General features: G+C 60.2%; 17 protein-coding genes. 6 read left to right on the top strand and 11 right to left on the bottom strand.

Annotation, left to right across the window (positions count from 1 at the left end; all coding sequences use genetic code 11):
• Positions 1-245: 245 nt before the first annotated feature.
• The 3 genes from SBC1_RS20515 to SBC1_RS20505 are packed head-to-tail and all read right to left on the bottom strand — an operon-like array spanning position 246 to position 3,291.
• Positions 246-1,460 carry an MFS transporter gene (locus SBC1_RS20515; RefSeq protein ID WP_165097282.1) on the bottom strand — a complete coding sequence of 405 codons (1,215 nt, stop codon included), beginning with the start codon at positions 1,458-1,460 and terminating at the stop codon, positions 246-248.
• Between the two features lie 32 nt (positions 1,461-1,492).
• Positions 1,493-2,641, bottom strand: coding sequence for an FAD binding domain-containing protein (locus SBC1_RS20510; protein ID WP_165097285.1), 1,149 nt, complete (start codon positions 2,639-2,641; stop codon positions 1,493-1,495).
• Positions 2,638-3,291 (bottom strand): DsbA family oxidoreductase, encoded by a 654-nt coding sequence (locus SBC1_RS20505; RefSeq protein ID WP_165097288.1) that lies wholly within the window; start codon positions 3,289-3,291, stop codon positions 2,638-2,640. Before SBC1_RS20505 ends, SBC1_RS20510 begins: the two co-directional genes overlap by 4 nt.
• 117 nt (positions 3,292-3,408) lie before the next feature.
• Between SBC1_RS20505 and SBC1_RS20500 the strand changes: the two genes are divergently transcribed.
• Positions 3,409-4,332 (top strand): LysR family transcriptional regulator, encoded by a 924-nt coding sequence (locus tag SBC1_RS20500; RefSeq protein ID WP_165097291.1) that lies wholly within the window; start codon positions 3,409-3,411, stop codon positions 4,330-4,332.
• Between the two features lie 100 nt (positions 4,333-4,432).
• Here the strand turns inward: SBC1_RS20500 and SBC1_RS20495 are convergent, their stop codons facing one another.
• The 6 genes from SBC1_RS20495 to phnF form a co-directional block, all read right to left on the bottom strand.
• Positions 4,433-6,016, bottom strand: coding sequence for a diguanylate cyclase (locus SBC1_RS20495; RefSeq protein WP_165097294.1), 1,584 nt, complete (start codon positions 6,014-6,016; stop codon positions 4,433-4,435).
• 957 nt (positions 6,017-6,973) lie between these two features.
• Complete coding sequence (locus SBC1_RS20490) at positions 6,974-9,211, bottom strand: NADP-dependent isocitrate dehydrogenase (protein ID WP_165097297.1); 2,238 nt, start codon at positions 9,209-9,211, stop codon at positions 6,974-6,976.
• 399 nt (positions 9,212-9,610) lie between these two features.
• Positions 9,611-9,907, bottom strand: a complete 297-nt coding sequence (locus tag SBC1_RS20485) for a 4Fe-4S binding protein (RefSeq protein ID WP_165097300.1) — start codon at positions 9,905-9,907, stop codon at positions 9,611-9,613.
• Positions 9,904-10,218: a hypothetical protein gene (locus SBC1_RS20480; RefSeq protein ID WP_165097303.1), complete on the bottom strand. Its 315-nt coding sequence runs from the start codon at positions 10,216-10,218 to the stop codon at positions 9,904-9,906. The genes SBC1_RS20485 and SBC1_RS20480 overlap by 4 nt, the downstream gene beginning before the upstream one ends.
• A 12-nt stretch (positions 10,219-10,230) precedes the next feature.
• Entirely contained in the window at positions 10,231-10,821 is a 591-nt protein-coding gene (locus tag SBC1_RS20475; RefSeq protein ID WP_370469637.1) for an RNA polymerase sigma factor, read from the bottom strand.
• 319 nt (positions 10,822-11,140) lie between these two features.
• Positions 11,141-11,899 (bottom strand): phosphonate metabolism transcriptional regulator PhnF, encoded by a 759-nt coding sequence (phnF, locus tag SBC1_RS20470; RefSeq protein WP_165097309.1) that lies wholly within the window; start codon positions 11,897-11,899, stop codon positions 11,141-11,143.
• Positions 11,900-12,378: 479 nt separating this feature from the next.
• On the opposite strand from phnF, the gene SBC1_RS20465 reads away from it, so the two are divergent.
• The 4 genes from SBC1_RS20465 (at position 12,379) to SBC1_RS20450 (ending at position 15,687) form a co-directional block, all read left to right on the top strand.
• Positions 12,379-13,278 (top strand): phosphate/phosphite/phosphonate ABC transporter substrate-binding protein, encoded by a 900-nt coding sequence (locus tag SBC1_RS20465; protein ID WP_165097319.1) that lies wholly within the window; start codon positions 12,379-12,381, stop codon positions 13,276-13,278.
• A complete protein-coding gene (locus SBC1_RS20460; RefSeq protein WP_241202139.1) occupies positions 13,275-14,138 on the top strand; it encodes a phosphonate ABC transporter ATP-binding protein in 864 nt (287 codons plus the stop codon). The genes SBC1_RS20465 and SBC1_RS20460 overlap by 4 nt, the downstream gene beginning before the upstream one ends.
• Positions 14,135-14,935 carry a phosphonate ABC transporter, permease protein PhnE gene (gene phnE, locus SBC1_RS20455; RefSeq protein WP_165097393.1) on the top strand — a complete coding sequence of 267 codons (801 nt, stop codon included), beginning with the start codon at positions 14,135-14,137 and terminating at the stop codon, positions 14,933-14,935. Before SBC1_RS20460 ends, phnE begins: the two co-directional genes overlap by 4 nt.
• 95 nt (positions 14,936-15,030) lie before the next feature.
• Positions 15,031-15,687 carry an acetyltransferase gene (locus SBC1_RS20450; protein ID WP_165097396.1) on the top strand — a complete coding sequence of 219 codons (657 nt, stop codon included), beginning with the start codon at positions 15,031-15,033 and terminating at the stop codon, positions 15,685-15,687.
• A gap of 74 nt (positions 15,688-15,761) precedes the next feature.
• Here SBC1_RS20450 and SBC1_RS20445 read toward each other — a convergent pair whose 3' ends face one another.
• The gene (locus SBC1_RS20445) at positions 15,762-16,046 is read right to left on the bottom strand and encodes a hypothetical protein (protein WP_165097404.1); all 285 of its coding nucleotides are present in this window, start codon (positions 16,044-16,046) and stop codon (positions 15,762-15,764) included.
• A 357-nt stretch (positions 16,047-16,403) separates the two neighbouring features.
• On the opposite strand from SBC1_RS20445, the gene SBC1_RS20440 reads away from it, so the two are divergent.
• A complete protein-coding gene (locus tag SBC1_RS20440; protein ID WP_165097407.1) occupies positions 16,404-16,850 on the top strand; it encodes a cupin domain-containing protein in 447 nt (148 codons plus the stop codon).
• Positions 16,851-16,856: 6 nt separating this feature from the next.
• Here the strand turns inward: SBC1_RS20440 and SBC1_RS20435 are convergent, their stop codons facing one another.
• Positions 16,857-18,188 (bottom strand): polyhydroxyalkanoate depolymerase, encoded by a 1,332-nt coding sequence (locus SBC1_RS20435; RefSeq protein WP_165097436.1) that lies wholly within the window; start codon positions 18,186-18,188, stop codon positions 16,857-16,859.
• Positions 18,189-18,287: the final 99 nt, after the last annotated feature.

Here is an 18,287-nt window from a genome sequence, read left to right as displayed (position 1 = left end):
GCGAGCATACGGCGGCACAAACTAAATGTCCTGATGGATACCTTAATAATCCTTAAAGTCCGGGCCTTCCCCGATACCTAAGTGCATGCACAAACCTTCCTCCCGCGTCGCCCTGCAGCGCAGCTATTCCGCTCTGCAACATGTTCCCGGACGCGGTCACTGAAGAAGAAATCCGACTCGCATAACGCTTGGTCGCATCGTCGCCAAAGCGCCCCCCCGCGTCCGCGAGGAGCGCTTAACGCCGTTCAAGGTGTTGCCGCTGCGATCGACCTGCCGACCGTCAGGTAATGGATCAGCGCGATGATAGGGAATACGCTCGCAACGGCAGCGGTCAACTTCCATCCGCCATGGTCATACAAGCTGCTGGCGAGCGCCGATCCGATCGCGCCGCCAATGAAGATGCTGGTCATATAAAGCGCATTCAGACGATTACGGCTGGCCGCATGCAACGCATAGATTTCGCGCTGGCCGAGCACCATGTTCATCTGCACGGCGAAGTCCAGCACAACGCCGGTCACGACGAGTCCTCCTACGCCCCACGCCGGATGAATCAGTGCCGGTGTGAACGCGAGCGCGCCGACCACGAGGGCAATCAACGTAGCGCGAACCGAGTGCCCGGCGTCAGCCAACCGCCCTGCTACGGGCGCGGAGGTGGCGCCTATTGCGCCTACCAGCGCGAACACAGCAATCGCGTTCTGCGACAGGCCGTAGTGACGTGTCAGCTCGATCGGCACCGCGGTCCAGAAGAGGCTGAACGCGGCAAACATGAGCCCTTGATACAGCGCGCGATGACGCAGTACCGGCAGGGTCACGACTAGCTCGCCAAGCGAATGGATCAACTGAAAGTAGGTCGCCTGATGCGAGGGCTGGCGGCGCGGGATCGTCAACGCCAGGACCGTCGTCACGATGGCCATCAACACCGCCGCCGAGCCGAACACGGCGCGCCAGCCGAAATGACCGGCCACCACGCTTGAGATTGGACGTGACAACAATATGCCAAGCAGGAGCCCGCTCATGATGTTGCCGACGACTCGGCCACGCGATTCGTCGGGTGCAAGGTGCGCGGCCAGCGGGATCAGGATCTGCACGGCGACCGAGCTGAACCCGACCAGCAGCGAGACCGCCAGGAACGCGTTCGGCTGATGCGTGACGGCTGCCAGCGCGAGACTGAAGATCGAGACAATGGCTGTCGTGATCATCAGCCTGCGGTTCTCCAGCAGATCGCCGAGCGGAACCAGGAAGAAGAGTCCGAATGCATAGCCGATCTGCGTGAGCGAGACGATCAGGCTCGCCGTACCGCCTGACATGTGAATGTCCGGCCCGATGAGCTCGGTGATCGGTTGCGCGTAGTAGAGGTTGGCGACGATCGCGCCGCAGCAGAACGCGAACAGCGCGATCATGCCCTGGGTAAGCTTGACTGCGCTGCCGTTTGGGCCAGCGGCAGATGCGTTAGGCGTCATGGTGATGGATCCGTCAGTAGTCGAAATTGGTTTTAATGTTCAATGTTCATCAAGCGGTTGCCGAGCGACACGCCGAGATCAGTCATGCGGACACCGAGCTGAAGCTGTGCCCGTTCCCAACGCGCGAGCGCACCGTCGAGCGCTGTGCTTGTGTGGGGTGTCGACGCCAGCGTAGTCGCCAGTGCCAGCGCGTTGGCGGCTGCCTTGGCCGTGCTGCCGGCGGTGTGGGGCCGCGGCACGAACGCGGCGTCGCCGAGCAGGATCACCCTCCCGAACACCATCCGAGGCACGTGCAGGTCCTGGATGGCCTGCACGAACGGCTCCTGCGTCGAAGCGACCAGGGCTTGAAACGCCGGCGCAAGCAATTCCGCGGAAGCTGCGCGCAAAACGTCGATATCCGCCTCTTTCGTTGCGCCCGGGGGCAAGGAGAACGTGCGTTGGCGGCCGTCACGATCGACCAGCAGTTGATCGAGTTCGTCGCGTGTCTGCTTGCGGTACCAGACCCAGTTCCAGCGGCGCTCGCCAGGAGTGGTCGAGCCGTCCTCGCCCGGGATCAGATAGCCCAGGGCGGAATGTCCCGAGCCCTGCTGGAAGGTGAAGCGGTCGCGCAGGACATCCGCCGCTTGCTGCGACAACGCGTTTTCCGGAACGAGACCGCGCCAGGCGACATATCCTGCGTAGCTCGGCGCGACTTCTGGCAACAGAACGCGACGCACGCTTGAGCGCGCACCGTCTGCGCCGATCAGCAAGTCGGCACGCTCGCTGCGTCCGGTTGCGAAATGCGAGACGACCTGTTCGCCCTCTGTATCGAAACCAGTGAACGCCTCGCCTGCATGAAGCGACTCGGCGGGCAGCGCCTGCTTCATGGTGGTGTACAGCAGGTTCCATGACGTCTGGGTCTGCGGCATGTAGAACTGCTCGATCAGGTTGTCGTCACGGTCCAGATAGATCCGGTCTCCCGACTTCACGCCAAGTCGTTCCGGCAAGCCAACGCCCGCGAACCGGAACGCGGCCAGCACGTCGGGTTGCAACACGATGCCGCCGCCGCGGCTGTCCAGCTCATTCGGCGACAGTTCGAACACATCGACGTCCCATCCCGCCTGGCGCAAGGTGGTGGCCGTGAACAGCCCGCTCAACGACCCGCCGACGACTACCGCATGCGGCTTCACTGACGAGTTCATGCGACGCTCCGTTCGAGCCCGGCCCGTAGCGCGTTGGCAAATACCGCCGGAGGTTGCGCGCCGCTGATCGCTTCGCCCGCGATGAAAACGGTCGGCACCGAACGAATACCTTGCTGTCGTGCGAGCCGTTGCGCTTCGCGTACCTTCGCGAGACCTCGACCATGCGTCAGGTAGTCCTCTGCAGCGACGCCGTCAAAGCCGTTTTTAGCGGCAATCTCAACCAACGTGCCGAGCAGGCCGATATCGCGTCCCTGCGAAAAGTACGCCGCGAATATCGACTGATAGAGCGCTTCGGTCTTGTGCGTGTCGCCGATGCTCATCGCGTACTGCATCAATTGATGGGCGAGGCGTGTGTTCGGCGTTCTGCTGACCTTCTCGTAGTTGAATTGCGCGCCGGCAGCCAGACCCGTCGCCGCAACCTGCGCGTCCAACACTTGCGAGCGCATCCAACTGCCGAACTTGGCCGTCCGGTATTCGCGCCGGTCCATTCCGTCGACGGGCATCGTGGGATTCAGTTCGAACGGCACATACCGGATGGAAGCGGGTGCCGGCAGGTTGGCTGCGCGAATTCCCGAAGCCAGATTCAGGTGGCCGATCCAGCACCACGGACAGATGAAGTCGTAGTTGACAGAGATTTCGAGGGCTTGCACGGCGCGCTCCTGAGGAAGATTGCCCACAGGATATCGATTGCGATTCGTTAGTAGAATACGTGCACAGAGCAATCTCGCGTTGCGTGCCGCGCAACGCTTAAGCCATGGAGTCTTCGAGTGGACAAACTGGTTGCGTTGACTACCTTGCTGGAAGTGGCTGAGGCCGGCGGCTTTTCCAAGGCCGCGCAGCGCCTGGGTGTGGCCACTTCGTCGGTGACGCGCTTGATGGATGCGCTCGAAGCGTCACTTGGCACGGCGCTGCTCACGCGCACCACGCGGCGCGTGAGCCTCACCGACGCCGGCACCGCGTACGTCGAGCAAATCAGCAAGGTGCTGGACGACCTTGCTGAAGCCGATGACAGCATCTTCGACAGCGGCGCGGCGCCCGTTGGCGCGCTGCGTATCTCCGTGCCTACGGCATACAGTCGGCTGTGCCTGGCGCCGCACCTTGCCACTTTCCTGAGCGAGTATCCCCGTGTGGTCCTCGACGTGGTGGTCGCCGACCACTATGTAGACCTGGCCGCAGAGCGTATTGATGTCGCGATTCGAATCGGCTTGCCGTCACGCGATGAAAACCTGGTCGTCAGGAAGCTGGCCGACAACAAGCGTTTTGTCGTGGCAAGCCATGAGTACCTGGAGCGGCATGGCACGCCTGCTGAACCGCGGGCGCTCGCTAACCATGAATGCCTGCGCTTCGCGTATGGCGGACCCCATCGGGCGGCAAGGCAGGTGTGGACGTTTCGCCATGGAGCCACGGAAGAACGGGTCGAAGTGCGTGGCCATCTGATTGCGAATAACCCTGACGTACTGTTCGAAGCCATCCTCGCGGGCAGGGGCATTGCGCTGCTGCCAGAGTGGCTGGTGGCGCCGGAGATCGGCGCCGGCCGGCTGCGGCGCCTCTTTGAAAACACCGAGGTCAATCCGCATGCGGGCGATTCGGTGATCTACGCTGCTTACCTGCCGAATCGCCGCCATTCGAGCAAGGTGCGCACCTTCGTACAGTTCCTCGCTGCACGCGTACGAACGCCCATGGTGGAATGATCGGCAGCAGGCACGGCCCCGCTAAATGAACAGCCGCGACAGCGCGTTTGTCTACCGATTCCCCGGTTGGGGAACACGGGCACGCGGCTTACAGGCAATGCTAGTGACTTGTCGAGCTTTCGATGTCCGACACAATACAGTTACGCCCGCCCAGCTTGGCGCTGTAAAGCAACTTGTCGGCGCGTAGCAGAAGGGCGTCGAGCGTTTCACGCCCGGTTTGCGAAGCGAGCGAGATCCCGAAGCTCAACGTGACTGTAAAGCGGGCACCGTCCAGTTCCAGCACCGTGGACGCTAGCCGCTGTCGCAGTTCGTTGGCGGCGCCAATGGCTTCGCTGACATCATCGACCTTTGTCAGCACAGCGAACTCCTCGCCGCCAAGGCGTGCCACGATGTCTGGCTGACGCCATATCTCGCTGCATAGTCTTCCAATCGTCTGCAGCGCCAGATCACCGGCGGCGTGGCCCAGGGTGTCGTTGATCTGCTTGAAGCGATCCGCGTCGAACATGATGAGGACCTGCTTGGCTTGCGTTCCCGCGCGCCGGCTTAGCGTTGCGGTCGCCTTGCGTTCGAACGCGCGGCGGTTGAGCAAGCGGGTGAGAAAGTCGGTGTCGGCAACGGTCTCGAGTTCACGCAGCAGAATATTGCGCTCGTGCTCAAGCCGCATTTTTTCGATGCTGTTTTCTTTCAGCACAAGGATTGCGTGAAACAGGCGGCGGATCTCAAGCCGGTGCTCACCGTGAGGGATGGGGGTCTCGAGCTTTCCATCGGCGATCGCCATGATGATGTCCGCGGCTTCAAGAAACGGCTGGACGAAACGCCGCCTGAAGTACACCGACGCAATCAGCAAAAGGTACAGAACGCCCGCGGTGCCCATTGCACTTGCAACCAGCAACATCAGCGAATCATTACGATGTCCTTTGACTTCGCTTTCGGCCAGATCCAGCGCGTAGTCGCGAAATTGCACGATGGGCTTCATGGTCGGCACATACTCCGCGGCCAGTTCGGCCGCCGTGAGACTGGCTCCTTCCGGTGCCATTGCCATTGCCCGGACGCGCGCCATGTAGCTCAGGCCATTGTCGTAATAGACGCTGGTGAGGCGCTGATAGGTGGTTGCGCTGAGCGGTGTGTGTTCCACGCGGGCAGCTATCAGGCTGCGCAATTCGTCTATGCGTCCTTTAGCCCGCTCTTGCGCGAATAATTCGGCTTCGCTCAAGGGCCGGTGAGCGGTCAGCGCCGCAGTGAAAGTCGACCCTAGAAGTCCCGCCTGTTCACGAAGTTGAGCGCTCAATCGCGCGATCAAAACGCAATTCAGTGCATTAGGATCACCGCGCACAATGCCCGCTGCGCTGGAATTAGCCAGTGGCCCGAAGTGGGGAATGACGGCAATCATCTGGTTGACCGCGCTTAAGACGGCATCATGGTCACGTTGTTCTATGGGCTGGGCAATGAGGCGGTCGACTTGATTGCGGGCAGCAACAAGCTGCGTTTCCACGGTATCTACGGACGTGCGTTCAACGATGCAGCCAGGACACGCCTGACTGGTAATCAGCGAGCGCAGCACCGCCAGGCGCCGGTCGCTTTCGGCGCGCGCATTGACCAAGGGCAGTCGCAACGCCGGCGCATTCCGGGCGTCTGCGCCGAGTGCGCCGTTAGCGGGGCCGCGTTCCGCCGATACGCTTTCCATGGCGAGCAACGCGGCACGAAAGCGGTCTAACGATTGTGCCCCGTTCTCCGCCAATGAATAGGCGCGTGATTGATGGAGGAGCAAAGGCGTCGCAAGGCTTAAGACCAGCACACACAGAGCGGCTGTTGTCAGCTTGAGTCGCTTGGCAAGCAAGATCCGGGTTGAGGGCATTTTTGTTAATTAGCAGCAGGTCGCTTGCCAGGCATTCTTAAACAGGGCGACTTCTTGCAGCCGGTGATTCAACATACCGCAGCCCGCCGGAATCGTCTATTCGGACAAAGCACGATCGTTAGACCATTTCCTTTCGAAAAACCGGCGAGTTATCTATCCGGAACCGTGGAGCCGTTGTCGGGGGAAATTTAATCGTAGATGATTTCTCTTGGTTAACGACACGTTAGCCGGTTTATTTAGCGGCGCGGGCACGCGTTCATTCGCGGTCTTGCCAGTCCCGCCGTGGTCGTGTCACTCATGCGGGCCGGACCAAGCCTAGCTTCCGCCCGATTCAAAAAATCCATGCGAGAGCAAGCATGCTGCTGTCACGCATCTTTTTTCCGTGTAGCCTAAACGCCAATCACCCGGATCGGGCCGCTTCCGGGCTCGGTTTGCCGGAGCGGCAGCGCGTCAAGGTGTGGTTGAATCGCGCTTATGGGGAAATGGGGGTGCTGGCGTTGTGGGGGGCGGCCAGATTTCTGCTTTCTGTGTTAGTGGTCAGCGTGAGTTGAAGACGATCCTCCCCGGCAATAGCGCAGGCAACCGGCGCACAGGCATCAGATCGAGTTACCCGGTCGCGAAATAATAGATAGTTATACGAATTAATGATGCAAAAATCAGCGCGGAGAATCCTGTTGAACTATCCGCGCCGATGCCTGCAAGCAACTACGCCGTTCACGCTTTCTTCCGGTCGAAGCCGCAAGAAAGCGATCAAAGGCTAAACACCAATCAACCTAATCAAACACCTCAAGCCTGAGCAGCCGCCAGATCGGCGTTCAGCGTCTTGCTCGGGCGCATTACCGACTCCAGTTTCGCGAAGTCCGGCTTGTAATATCCGCCAATGTCCGCCTCTTGACCCTGAACCGCTGACAACTCATCCACGATGGTCTTCTCGTCAGCCGTCAGTTGCTTCGCCAACGGCGCGAACTGGGCCGCCAAGGCTGCGTCTTCCGTTTGCGCTGCCAGTTCCTGGGCCCAGTACATCGCGAGATAGAACTGGCTGCCGCGGTTGTCCAGTTGTCCAGTCTTGGGCGACGGGTTCTTGTTGTTCTCAAGCAGTTGACCCGTGGCGGCGTCCAGCGTCTTTGCCAGGATCTTGGCGGGCGCATTGCCGGTCTTCAACCCCAAGTCTTCCAGCGATACCGCCAGCGCCAGGAATTCACCCAGCGAGTCCCAGCGCAGATGGTTTTCTTCCACCAATTGCTTGACGTGCTTCGGAGCCGAACCACCCGCGCCAGTTTCGTACATGCCGCCGCCGGCCATCAACGGGACAATGGAAAGCATCTTCGCGCTGGTGCCCAGTTCCATGATAGGGAACAGGTCGGTCAGGTAGTCGCGCAGGATGTTGCCCGTGACCGAGATTGTGTCCAGGCCGCGGATGACACGCTCCAGCGTGTAACGCATCGCGCGCACTTGCGACATGATCTGGATGTCCAGGCCGCTGGTGTCGTGATCCTTCAAGTAGGTCTCGACCTTCTTGATCACTTCGGCTTCGTGCGGACGGTACGGGTCCAGCCAGAAAATGGCCGGCATGCCGGAATTGCGGGCACGCGTGACGGCAAGCTTCACCCAGTCGCGGATCGGCGCGTCCTTGACCTGGCACATGCGCCAGATGTCGCCTTCTTCCACGTTTTGCGTGAGCAGCACTTCGCCCGTCGCGATGTCAACAATGCGCGCTTCGCCCGCTTCCGGTACTTCGAAAGTCTTGTCGTGCGAGCCGTATTCTTCGGCCTGCTGAGCCATCAGCCCGACGTTAGGCACTGTGCCCATGGTGACCGGGTCGAAGTTGCCGTTGGTCTTGCAGAAGTTGATGATTTCCTGATAGATCCGCGCAAACGTGCTTTCCGGAATCACGGCCTTCGTGTCCTTCGGACGACCGTCGGCGCCCCACATCTTGCCGCCAATGCGGATCATGGCCGGCATTGATGCGTCCACGATGATGTCGTTGGGCGCGTGCAGGTTCGAGATGCCCTTGGCTGAATCCACCATTGCCAATTCAGGACGATGCTCGTGGCACGCATGCATGTCGCGGATAATTTCTTCGTGCTTGGACGTTGGCAGGCTTTCCAGCTTGTCGTACAGGTTGACGAGGCCGTTGTTGACGTTCACACCCAGTTCGTCGAACAGCTTGCCGTGCTTCTCAAAGGCTTCCTTGTAGAAGATCTTCACGGCATGACCGAAGACGATGGGGTGCGAGACCTTCATCATGGTGGCCTTTACGTGCAACGAGAACATCACGCCGGTCTTGCGCGCGTCTTCCATCTGTTCTTCGTAGAAGTCGCACAGCGCCTTCTTGCTCATGAACATGCTGTCGATAATCTCGCCATCCAGCAGCGACACCTTCGGCTTGAGCACAATGGTCTTGCCGCTTTGCGTCACCAGTTCCATCTTCACGTCGCGAGCCTTCGCCACGGTCATGGACTTTTCGCCATGATAGAAGTCGCCGTGCTTCATGTGCGCCACGTGGGTGCGCGAAGCCATGCTCCACTCACCCATGCTGTGCGGGTTCTTGCGAGCGTAGTTCTTGACGGCTGCGGGCGCGCGGCGGTCCGAGTTGCCTTCGCGAAGCACCGGGTTCACGGCGCTGCCCAGGCACTTGGAATAACGCTGGCGGATCGCCTTCTCGGCGTCGGTCTTCGGCTCCTCAGGGAAATCCGGGATCTTGTAGCCCTTGCCCTGCAGTTCCTTGATCGCGCCGATCAACTGGTGCTGGGACGCGCTGATGTTGGGCAGCTTGATGATGTTGGTCTCAGGCAGCAACGTCAGGCGGCCAAGTTCGGCCAGGTTGTCGGGCACCCGTTGCTCTTCGGTCAGGAATTCAGGGAATTCGCCCAGGATACGGCCAGCGACGGAGATGTCGCTGGTGGTGACGCGGATTCCGGCCGGCGCGGTGAACGTGCGGATGATAGGCAGGAAGGCGCTCGTCGCCAGCAGCGGGGCCTCGTCGGTGAGGGTGTAGATGATTGTAGGTTGCTCGGTACTCATCGCTTATCTCAAGAAAAATGGGTTGGGGGCGCCGCCGGCTGGGTCAACGACCGGGGTTAACCATCGAATTTTGCCTGATTTTGCTTTCAAGAGGGCTGAACCGACCCTGCGTTTCGCGTTACAACCCGCAAATCGAGGGTTTTTAATGCTGCCGCGAAGGGATGTGGGGGCCTTCCAAGTCGACCGCTGATGCGCTTAAGCGCCTAAATTTAAAGACTAAATTGCATCGCCGATCGCTTGGGCCGACGCTTGCGGCCGCCTTACGCCACTAACGACGGCACGCGCGACGAAATCTGCGAAAAACCTGGGCTAGCACCTTGGTGCCGGGTCCGCATGCCCGGAAAATGCCGGCGCAGAGGCGATCAGGACAATTGGCTTGCCCGCCTCGGCGGGGCGTTGTCAACTCATCCGGGCCAGGGTAATGGCCCGTTCGGGACACGCGGTCACGCATAAGCCGCATGCGCGGCACGCATCGGCGTTCGGCGTGTATGCGACCTTCATGCCGTGCACACGCAGCTTGAATTTCTGCAACGGCCCCATGCGCTGATAGTCGGCGGTATCGATCCGGCGAATGTCGAAGACGTTCTCGGGACATACGACCGCGCAATCGGCCTTACCCTCGCACCGGTTAAAGTTCACGACGGGCACGATCACGCCCGGTGCCTGTTTGCATGCGGATGCCGACGTATTGCTCATACCGTATCCTCTTGCGGTTTGCGGCGGCCGCAACGCATGCCCTTCTGAAACTTCTCGCGCTCCTCCGGTGTCATCTGTTCCCACCGGCGCCACTGCTGGCGTCCACGCCAGCCGCCATGGCCCCGGAATCCGCCGAACAGGATCCGGCTAAGGATCAACAGACCCAACGCATGGGCAAAATCGATCGCGCGAGCCCCGACGAAAAGCGCAGGGACCACCCAATTCCATAAGGTCATCACCATCCATCCCAGCACGGCAATGCCCACGATAACCAGCAGCGCCTTGCCGAGGAATCTCAGTCTGAATCTCATCTATCTTCTCCTTTAAATATCCAGTTCGTCATACACGGCTTGCAAGCGGGTACGCAGATGCAGCACCGCATAACGCTTGCGCGCCAGCAGCGTGTTGGGGCTCACGCCGCTTTCTGAAGCCAGTTCCTTGAAACTGCGGCCCTCGATTTCGTGAGCAATAAAAATGTCGCGCTGGTTTTCCGGAAGTTCGTCGAGCGCATGCTGCAAGGCCGCCAACAGCACCGAGCGGGCGTACGCGGCTTCCGGGCCGGCATCGTGCGAAGGCAGCGCCAGATCCAGCCGGTATTCGTCGGCGTCGACGCCGGTGTTATCGCTGGTCCCGGATGTCTCGCTCAGAGGCTGCTCTTTCTTCTTGCGAAAGCGGTCGATGATGCGATTGCGCGCCACGCGAAACAGCCATGCGCTGACTTGTTCAATAGGTTCCGGAAGCCGGTACGCCTGCACGAATTCGTGAAGCACGTCTTGCAGGATGTCTTCGGCGTCGCCTGGATCACGCACGCGACGCCGGATGAAGTTTCCGAGTTTCGTACGCTCACGCAAGACGGTCGCGGTGATGTCGCTATCTCTATCGATCATCGGGTTCGTGGGCGGCGGCTGTTCCATACAGGTGAAGACGTTTCACGATCGGGAATATTGTGGGCGGCAGGAAAAAATCTCGCGACATGGCCAGTCAACGCACAGGCTGAGCGCCTGCGACGTGAAATGACAGGAGATCACGATTTCGTCCGCGGCGGTGGAACTGTGGTTTGACGGGGAGCGGGGGATCGCAGACCGGCGCGCGAGAAACCGTTTCCGATGGGCGGAATAGGGCGCTTTTGCAAGGTGGCGCCCGGCAGGCGTATGTGAGCTATGCAAGCCACGTCAGTCGCTCAGCGCCCGCTCGATGCGGGGCAGACGTGGGCATAGAACCGCGCGGCAACGCTCAGGTGTCGTTTCCCACCATCAGTTGCACCCGGTCCATGGCGAAATGCGTCACGCCGTATTTGATTGGCGTGCCTTGTAGATCAACGTCGACATTCTCGACCCACAGCACCGGTTGCTGACGGTTGATGTTAAGTCTTCGCATGACTTCCGGATCGGGCAACACGCTGCCAATACGACTCCACTTGCGTAAATAGTCGGTCACGCCGAGCTCGGCCAGCGCACTTGTGATGCTGCCGCTGGACCCCAGCACCTGCGGCAGATTCGCGAAACGCCTCGCTGGGTACCAGTTGCGCGCAAAAGTCAGTGGCACGCCGTCCGACTCATGCAGGGTCTCGATCTGATAGACAGATGAGCCGGCGCGCAATGCAAGCGCCTTTGCGACGTTTGGCTCAGCACACACCTTGAGCGAGCGGAGCATCTTAGCAGCGGCTGTGTGATGCTGTTGACGCAGGTTTTCCGAGAAGCGCGTGCGCTGCCCGATCGTATAGTCGATCGCGCCCGGCTGCGCGAACGTGCCGCGCCCCTGCCTGACGCTCACAAGGCCGCGTGCCGCCAGTCCGATCATTGCGCGGCGCACTGTGTGGCGATTGACATCGAACCTTTTGGCCAGTTCAGCTTCGGTCGGCATGCGACCGTCCTTGCCAAACCGGCCTGTGCCAATCTCGGCGGCAAGTATGTGTTCGATCTGACTCCACACTGCAACGCCCGCCTCGCGAGCGAGCGAGGTGTCCGGCGGGGCGTTATCCATCACTGTCATTGTGTCGTCATTCCGCTCGGTTCAAATGAATTGCCGTCACGAATTGTAAAGGACGACCCGTGATGGAAATGTGAGGGTTTGCTTGCGTAATGGTAAGGGTAAGGTTGGACACATCTGGACACGTATAGATGTCCAGATAAATGGTTGCTTTCATCCGCCTCACAGATTGTCGACGCCCTCAGATTCGCAAGGGCGGGATTGCTTTATCTCGTTTCGTCAGATCATTCGCCCCCGAATCTGCAGATCGCCATGCGTGCCCGCAACCGTCCCGGTTGCACCAGTTCGAGCGAATGGCCTGATGCGCTGCGCACGGCAACTAAGTCATCTAGACGTCTCGATAAGTACATCGATGTGTCACACGAAGTTTATAGAGTGACACGGGTCGATAGAAGTTCAGACGCACTGATGACCTGCAGGGCAGGATCGAAACCTTGAATCGTCGTTAGCTCGACACAAGCGAAATTCTAGTTGAGGAACATATGAAGGTATCCAAAGTTCTGGCTGCAATGTCGTTCGCAGCGGCTCTCGTCTCCGTTACCGCCCACGCGGCCGGCGCCTGTCCGAATGACGGCGTGGTGCGCTTCGGCGTCGAGCCTTACGAATCAGCGCAACGCATGCTGCCGGTCTACCAGGATCTCGCCAAGATGATCGGCGACAAGCTCGGCTGCACGGTACAGCTTTATGTTGCAACCAGCTACAACGCTGAAATCGAGGCAATGCGTAACAACAAGCTTGAATTCGGCGAATTCGGCCCGCTCGGTTATGTGCTGGCCCACCAGGTCGCGCATGCGCAAGCTGTCGCCACGTTCGCAGGCGCGCAAGGCAAACCGGCCACCTATTACGCTTCCATCGTCACGTGGCCGGGTTCGGGTATCAAGACCCTGGCGGACATCAAGGGCCGTTCGTTCGCTTATGCCGATCCGGCTTCCACGTCCGGGCACCTGTTTCCCGCGTTTGGCCTGAGCAAGAGCGGCATTGACCCTGACAAGGGCGTGAAGGGGGTTTATGCAGGCAGCCACACTGCGTCGTTCGAGGCGCTGCGCAACCATAAGGTCGACGCGGGCGAACTGAATAGCGAAGAAATCGAGAGCGCCAAGTTGCACAATGAGTTCGATCCTTCGGCCTACATAACGTTATGGAAGTCGGAGCCGATCCCCCTCGATCCGTTGGCAGTGCGCGGCGACTTGCCCGATGACTTCAAGGCCCGGCTGGCAAGCGTGCTGAGTTCGCTTGACCTGCGCCAGTTGCCGGAAGCGGACCAGAAATTCCTGGCATCGAATGAAAACCCGGAGTTGAAGACGGTGCCCCAGACGGACGCGGCCTACGACCAGATTCGCGACCTGGTCTCGACGCTCCATATCGACCTGGCGAAGCTGTGAATACGCCCTTCCGTACCTCACGGGATATCTCCCTCGGCCCGGCGGCGGGTGCGTTCGCGTCCGCCGGGTCGGACGTGCCGGGGGCGGTAAAGCCCGCCGTGCGCGCCTCCGGTGTCAGGTTGGCAGTCCGCGACCTGACCATGTGCTACGAGAACGGCCATACCGCGCTGCGCGGCCTGAATCTGTCGGTCAGTGCCGGCGAGATGGTGGTGGTGCTCGGCAGTAACGGCAGCGGCAAGTCGACCTTCATGAAGTGCGTGGTCGGACTGAACCGTCCGACCACGGGCTCAGTGAAAGTCGCCGGTCGAGACCTGGCCGCGCTCTCCGGCGAAGCCCTGCGGGAAGCGCGTTTGCCGCTCGCGCTTATTTCGCAGAACGCCAACCTCGTTAAGCGACGCAGCGTACTGGCGAACGTCTGCTGCGGCGCGCTGGGTCGTCACCGGACGCTGATGAGTGCGTTTGGGCGTCTGCCACGCGACGAAATTGAACCGGCGATGGGTTATCTGGACGAAGTCGGTTTGCTGCACCTGGCTCGCCAGCGGGCTGGCACGCTCTCGGGCGGACAGGCGCAGCGCGTGGCAGTTGCCCGTGCGCTGGCGCAGCGTCCCGACGTCTTGCTTGCGGATGAGCCGGTTGCCAGTCTGGACCCCGAAGCCGCCGACGAGGTCATGCGGTTGCTGCGCCGCCTCGCCACTGTGGACGGCCTCGCGGTCGTATGCGTGCTGCATCAGCCAGAACTCGCGGCGCGTTATGCCGACCGATTGGTCGGACTACGAAGCGGTCTGCTGGAATTCGACCGTCCGGCGTCCGACGTTTCCAGTCAGCAGATCGCGGGTCTTTATCTCGCCGAGGCGTCATGAGCAAGGTTATGGATATGCGCACCCCATCCGGTGCGCCGGGTGCGCGCACGGTCTGGTTCGTGCTTGGCGCCCTCGTCGTACTCGCGTTGTTTGTACAGGCGTGGATTGTTGTTCAGGCACGGCCGCAGGATCTGATTACCGGCGCGCATGGCATGGCCGACATCATGTCGCGTGCCATGCCGCCCGCATTCGATCAGTTCGTCCCGAATCTGTGGCCGGTCCTTGAGACCATTGACCTCGCGATCTTCGGTACCGTGTTCGGGGTGCTGCTCGCGTTCCCTCTGGCGATTCTGGCCGCCGTCAATCTCACGCCAGCGCTGCCGCTTTACTACGCCGCGCGAGCGGTGATTGGCGTCACCCGCGCGGTCCCTGACCTGGTGTGGGCGTTGTTGTTCGTCACAGCGGTGGGACTCGGACCGTTTCCGGGCGCACTCGCGTTGGCGGTCCATTCGGTCGGCATGCTTGGGCGGCTGTTCGCAGAAGTGATCGAAGACATGGACATGGGCCCCGTCGAAGCGCTGACGCTGACCGGAGCCGGCCGCGTGCAGGTGTTGGCCCACGCCGTGGTACCGGGCGTGTTGCCGTCATTGCTGGGCATCGGCCTTTTCCGTTTCGACGAAAACCTGCGCTCGTCCCTCGTGCTCGGCTTCGTCGGCGCAGGCGGGATCGGTTTCCAGTTGTTGACCGCGATGAACCTGTTCCAGTATCAGACCGTGTCGTTCCTGTTGATCGCCACTTTCGTACTGGTCACATGCGCCGAACGCGGTTCCGCTTATCTGCGCAAGCTTTTCTTGTGAGCGTTGGGTACGGCCATGTTGCGGCTGTCCTGGGGACGGCTGCACGTGGCGGCCTCGCGCTTGCACTTCATCATTGAACTCCGAGATTTTTTCTTATGCTGATTGATCGTGGCGTTGGCGTCGATCCCTGGACGCTTGGCCAAACTTTATCGATAGAACCCGAGATTCATCCGACAGCCCTGGTTCGCGCCAGCGACTTCGGCCGCTATACCTATCTCGGCCCGCGCAGCCATGTTGCCGCGTCGGTGATTGGTGATTACGGCTACGCGATGGGCGACAACCAGATTGCCCATGCACACATCGGCAAGTTCGCGAACATTGCTACTGGTGTGCGTATCAATCCGCCTAACCACCCTTCGTGGCGCGCGACCCATCACCACTTTACCTACCGCTCACGCTCGTACGGTCTCTCGCTCGACGACGACACCGAGATATTCGAATGGCGCGCGCAGGACAGGGTGGAGCTAGGTCACGATGTTTGGCTCGGCCATGACGCGATCGTCATGCCTGGCGTAAAGATCGGCACCGGTGCGGCCGTTGGTTCGGGAGCGGTCGTGACGAAGGACGTGCCGCCTTTTGCGATCGTTGTTGGCGTGCCCGCCCGCGTGCTGCGCTTTCGCGTTGAACCGCGCACAGCGGAACGCCTGCAGCAGATCGCGTGGTGGAATTGGGATGAGGTGCAGATCGACGCAGCGTTGGCGGATTTCCGTTCGCTCAGCGCCGACGAGTTCGTGGAGAAGTACGGCGGCTAGCGCAGCGGAAACGTCAGGAGACTAGCCTTTCGCGGGCGACAAGATAAAGCTTGCTCTTCGTAAGCGTTATTGGTCTATTCGCCGAGTTCGCTTGTGCAACCAATTAGCCTGGAAGGATTAGCGAGGAAGTCTTCAATGGTGCCCTCGTCCTCGAACAGCATCTTGAGGACGCATGCTTCGTCATCGGTCAGTCCTGCTTCGAACAACTCTCCGTCCTGCACGATGGTGTCGCAGTCTTCAAGGGTCAACTCCGCTATGACGGCGGAGGACAGTTTGACGGGCCATTTTTCACTGAACGCGACGGTGACCACTTTTCGCGCTTCATCGTAGGCTCTGATCTCGACGCTGATGTAGGACATGGTGTCGATTTCTCCAGTGAACGTACCCAGGATGGCTCGCGCCGCCACCCGCCACGGAAGGCTACGGAGCCCAGTTTAGCAACACACCCTTGGTTATGCGTAATGTCTTTGGAGGAGTTTGAACGCGAATCGCCGGCGAGTGAACGTGCTTTTTAAATGCCACTTTTAAGCGAGCTCATTTAAGCGAACTCACGCCTTGACTTTTGTCCATGGACAATCGCAGGAGGTCGCTTGATTGCCGTTCGCTTGAGGCCCCGCAAGTTGGAACGCTTGATGCATAAGAAAGTGGCTAGTCCTTTTCATTCGACAGTTTGCTACCTGACTTGCTGCCTAACTCGTTGCCTAAGGAGCGTGCCCATGTCATCTGAAACGTTCGAACTTGCCACTCGCTTTTCGCATATCCGGCCACAAGACACCCCGTATGAGGATCAAGGGTTGCGCGATTTTTTTCTTTATCGTGATTTAGGCATTGCAGACGCGACCGGCGGCAAGGTGATCGCGCAACTCGTCAAAGCTAACAATGCACCAGAGAAAGGCACGGGTTGGCACCGTCATGAGGCTGAATTCCATATTGTGATCATGCTCAAGGGCTGGGCGCGTTTCATGTACGGCGACAAGGAGACGCTGGTCGCAACGGGCGACTGCGTTCATCAGGCGCCTGGGATCGTGCATTACCTCTTCGATTATTCTGAGGACATGGAGTATCTGGAGATAGTCGGCCCAGCCAACTTCACTACCATCGAAGCAGAAGGGCCATGCGACGTTCCCGCTTTCACGCCATGGAAGAGCCAGCAACCTGCATAGGTCTTATCAAAGTCCTTCGGACTGCGCATCCGCATCCATGCGCGGTTTGGTAGCGCGGGCGTGCGGCGCCAATGACTGCAAAGGCTGGGCGCGCGCGTTGATGACGATCGGGCTTGGCTCGTTGTCATGGATCAGCGCACGCACGCGCGGATAGATATGCCGCTCCCAACGCTTGCCATTGAACACGCCATAGTGACCGACGCCGGTTTGCACGTGGTGGGCCTTCATATAGGGGCGCAATTTGTTGCACAGTTCCTGCGCGGCAAGCGTCTGGCCGACCGCGCAGATATCGTCACGCTCGCCTTCAACGGTGAACAGCGCGGTTCGTCGGATCAATGACGGATCAACCTTGCGTCCGCGTACTTCCAGTTCATGGAGCGGCAAGGCGTGCCGTTGAAAGATGGTGTCGACGGTCTCAAGATAAAACTCGGCCGTTAAATCCATGGTCGCAAAGTATTCTTCATAGAATAAGCGGATCGCCTCGGCCTTCGCGGGGTCGCCCTTGGCGCGCTGATACACCATCTCTTCGAACGCATCGAAGTGTCGCGTGGGATTCATCGCCATGAACGCCATCAGCTGCGTATGGCCCGGATAAACGCGCCGGCCAGCGCCCGCAAAACCCCATGGCACGGCACTGATCAGGTTCCGCTCGAACCATTCGATCGGCTTGCTGTTCGCCAGCACGTTCACTGAAGTCGGATTGATCCGTGTGTCGATAGGACCTGCCATTAGCGTCATGCTGGCGGGTTGCAGCGGATGATCGTCCGCGGCCATCAGGGACACTGCGGCGAGGGCGGCAACGGTCGGCTGGCAGACAGCCAGCAAGTGGGTGTTCGGTCCGAGCGCGACGATAAAGTCGATGACATGCTGGACGTATTCATCAAAGCCGAAGCGGCCCTGCATCAGCGAGACGTCGCGAGGGTTGATCCAGTCGGTGATGTAGACGTCGTGGTCGGGCAGCAGGGTGCGCACCGTGCCGCGCAGGAGCGTGGCGAAGTGGCCGGACATGGGCGCGATCACCAGCACGCGCGGCTGCTTAGGTCCGTCTTCCTTCGCAAAATGCAGCAAGGAACAGAACGGCGTGGCGAGCGTAATCTCCTCGGTCACGGGCATGCTTTTGCCGTCCATCTCCACCGAGTCGATAGCGAATGGGCGCCGGCTATGTGTGAGTGCCGACAGCGCCAGCAGATCGCATAGGGCTCGCAATGACCGGCCTTGGGGCATCTCTGCGAGAAACGGCCAGGCATCGAGCGAGTGATTGACGAGTGCCGCGCCGTGGCGCATTGGCAGCGTCAGATCTGCTATTGCCTGATAGCCGGAGTATGCGAATGGGTTCATCGCCTTTCGCTTGAACGCGTATTGTAGAGTCGTGCAAAACAACGCAATACGTATGCCAACCGTATGTCAACGCGCGGCGTTCGCATGAGGGCGGTTGAA

The organism is Caballeronia sp. SBC1, from assembly GCF_011493005.1.
Lineage (GTDB): Bacteria > Pseudomonadota > Gammaproteobacteria > Burkholderiales > Burkholderiaceae > Caballeronia.
Note: the sequence above shows the minus strand (reverse complement) of the source record. Positions and strands in the feature narration are given on the sequence as shown.

What these genes read in the sequence shown, in the direction of transcription:
- phnE (WP_165097393.1), top strand. Translation starts at nt 14,135, where the DNA reads ATGAGCAAGGTTATGGATATGCGCACCCCATCCGGTGCGCCGGGTGCG.
- SBC1_RS20495 (WP_165097294.1), bottom strand. Translation starts at nt 6,016, where the DNA reads ATGGAAAGCGTATCGGCGGAACGCGGCCCCGCTAACGGCGCACTCGGC.
- SBC1_RS20465 (WP_165097319.1), top strand. Translation starts at nt 12,379, where the DNA reads ATGAAGGTATCCAAAGTTCTGGCTGCAATGTCGTTCGCAGCGGCTCTC.
- SBC1_RS20475 (WP_370469637.1), bottom strand. Translation starts at nt 10,821, where the DNA reads ATGGAACAGCCGCCGCCCACGAACCCGATGATCGATAGAGATAGCGAC.
- SBC1_RS20480 (WP_165097303.1), bottom strand. Translation starts at nt 10,218, where the DNA reads ATGAGATTCAGACTGAGATTCCTCGGCAAGGCGCTGCTGGTTATCGTG.
- SBC1_RS20485 (WP_165097300.1), bottom strand. Translation starts at nt 9,907, where the DNA reads ATGAGCAATACGTCGGCATCCGCATGCAAACAGGCACCGGGCGTGATC.
- SBC1_RS20450 (WP_165097396.1), top strand. Translation starts at nt 15,031, where the DNA reads ATGCTGATTGATCGTGGCGTTGGCGTCGATCCCTGGACGCTTGGCCAA.
- SBC1_RS20490 (WP_165097297.1), bottom strand. Translation starts at nt 9,211, where the DNA reads ATGAGTACCGAGCAACCTACAATCATCTACACCCTCACCGACGAGGCC.
- phnF (WP_165097309.1), bottom strand. Translation starts at nt 11,899, where the DNA reads ATGACAGTGATGGATAACGCCCCGCCGGACACCTCGCTCGCTCGCGAG.
- SBC1_RS20510 (WP_165097285.1), bottom strand. Translation starts at nt 2,641, where the DNA reads ATGAACTCGTCAGTGAAGCCGCATGCGGTAGTCGTCGGCGGGTCGTTG.
- SBC1_RS20440 (WP_165097407.1), top strand. Translation starts at nt 16,404, where the DNA reads ATGTCATCTGAAACGTTCGAACTTGCCACTCGCTTTTCGCATATCCGG.
- SBC1_RS20515 (WP_165097282.1), bottom strand. Translation starts at nt 1,460, where the DNA reads ATGACGCCTAACGCATCTGCCGCTGGCCCAAACGGCAGCGCAGTCAAG.
- SBC1_RS20435 (WP_165097436.1), bottom strand. Translation starts at nt 18,188, where the DNA reads ATGAACCCATTCGCATACTCCGGCTATCAGGCAATAGCAGATCTGACG.
- SBC1_RS20445 (WP_165097404.1), bottom strand. Translation starts at nt 16,046, where the DNA reads ATGTCCTACATCAGCGTCGAGATCAGAGCCTACGATGAAGCGCGAAAA.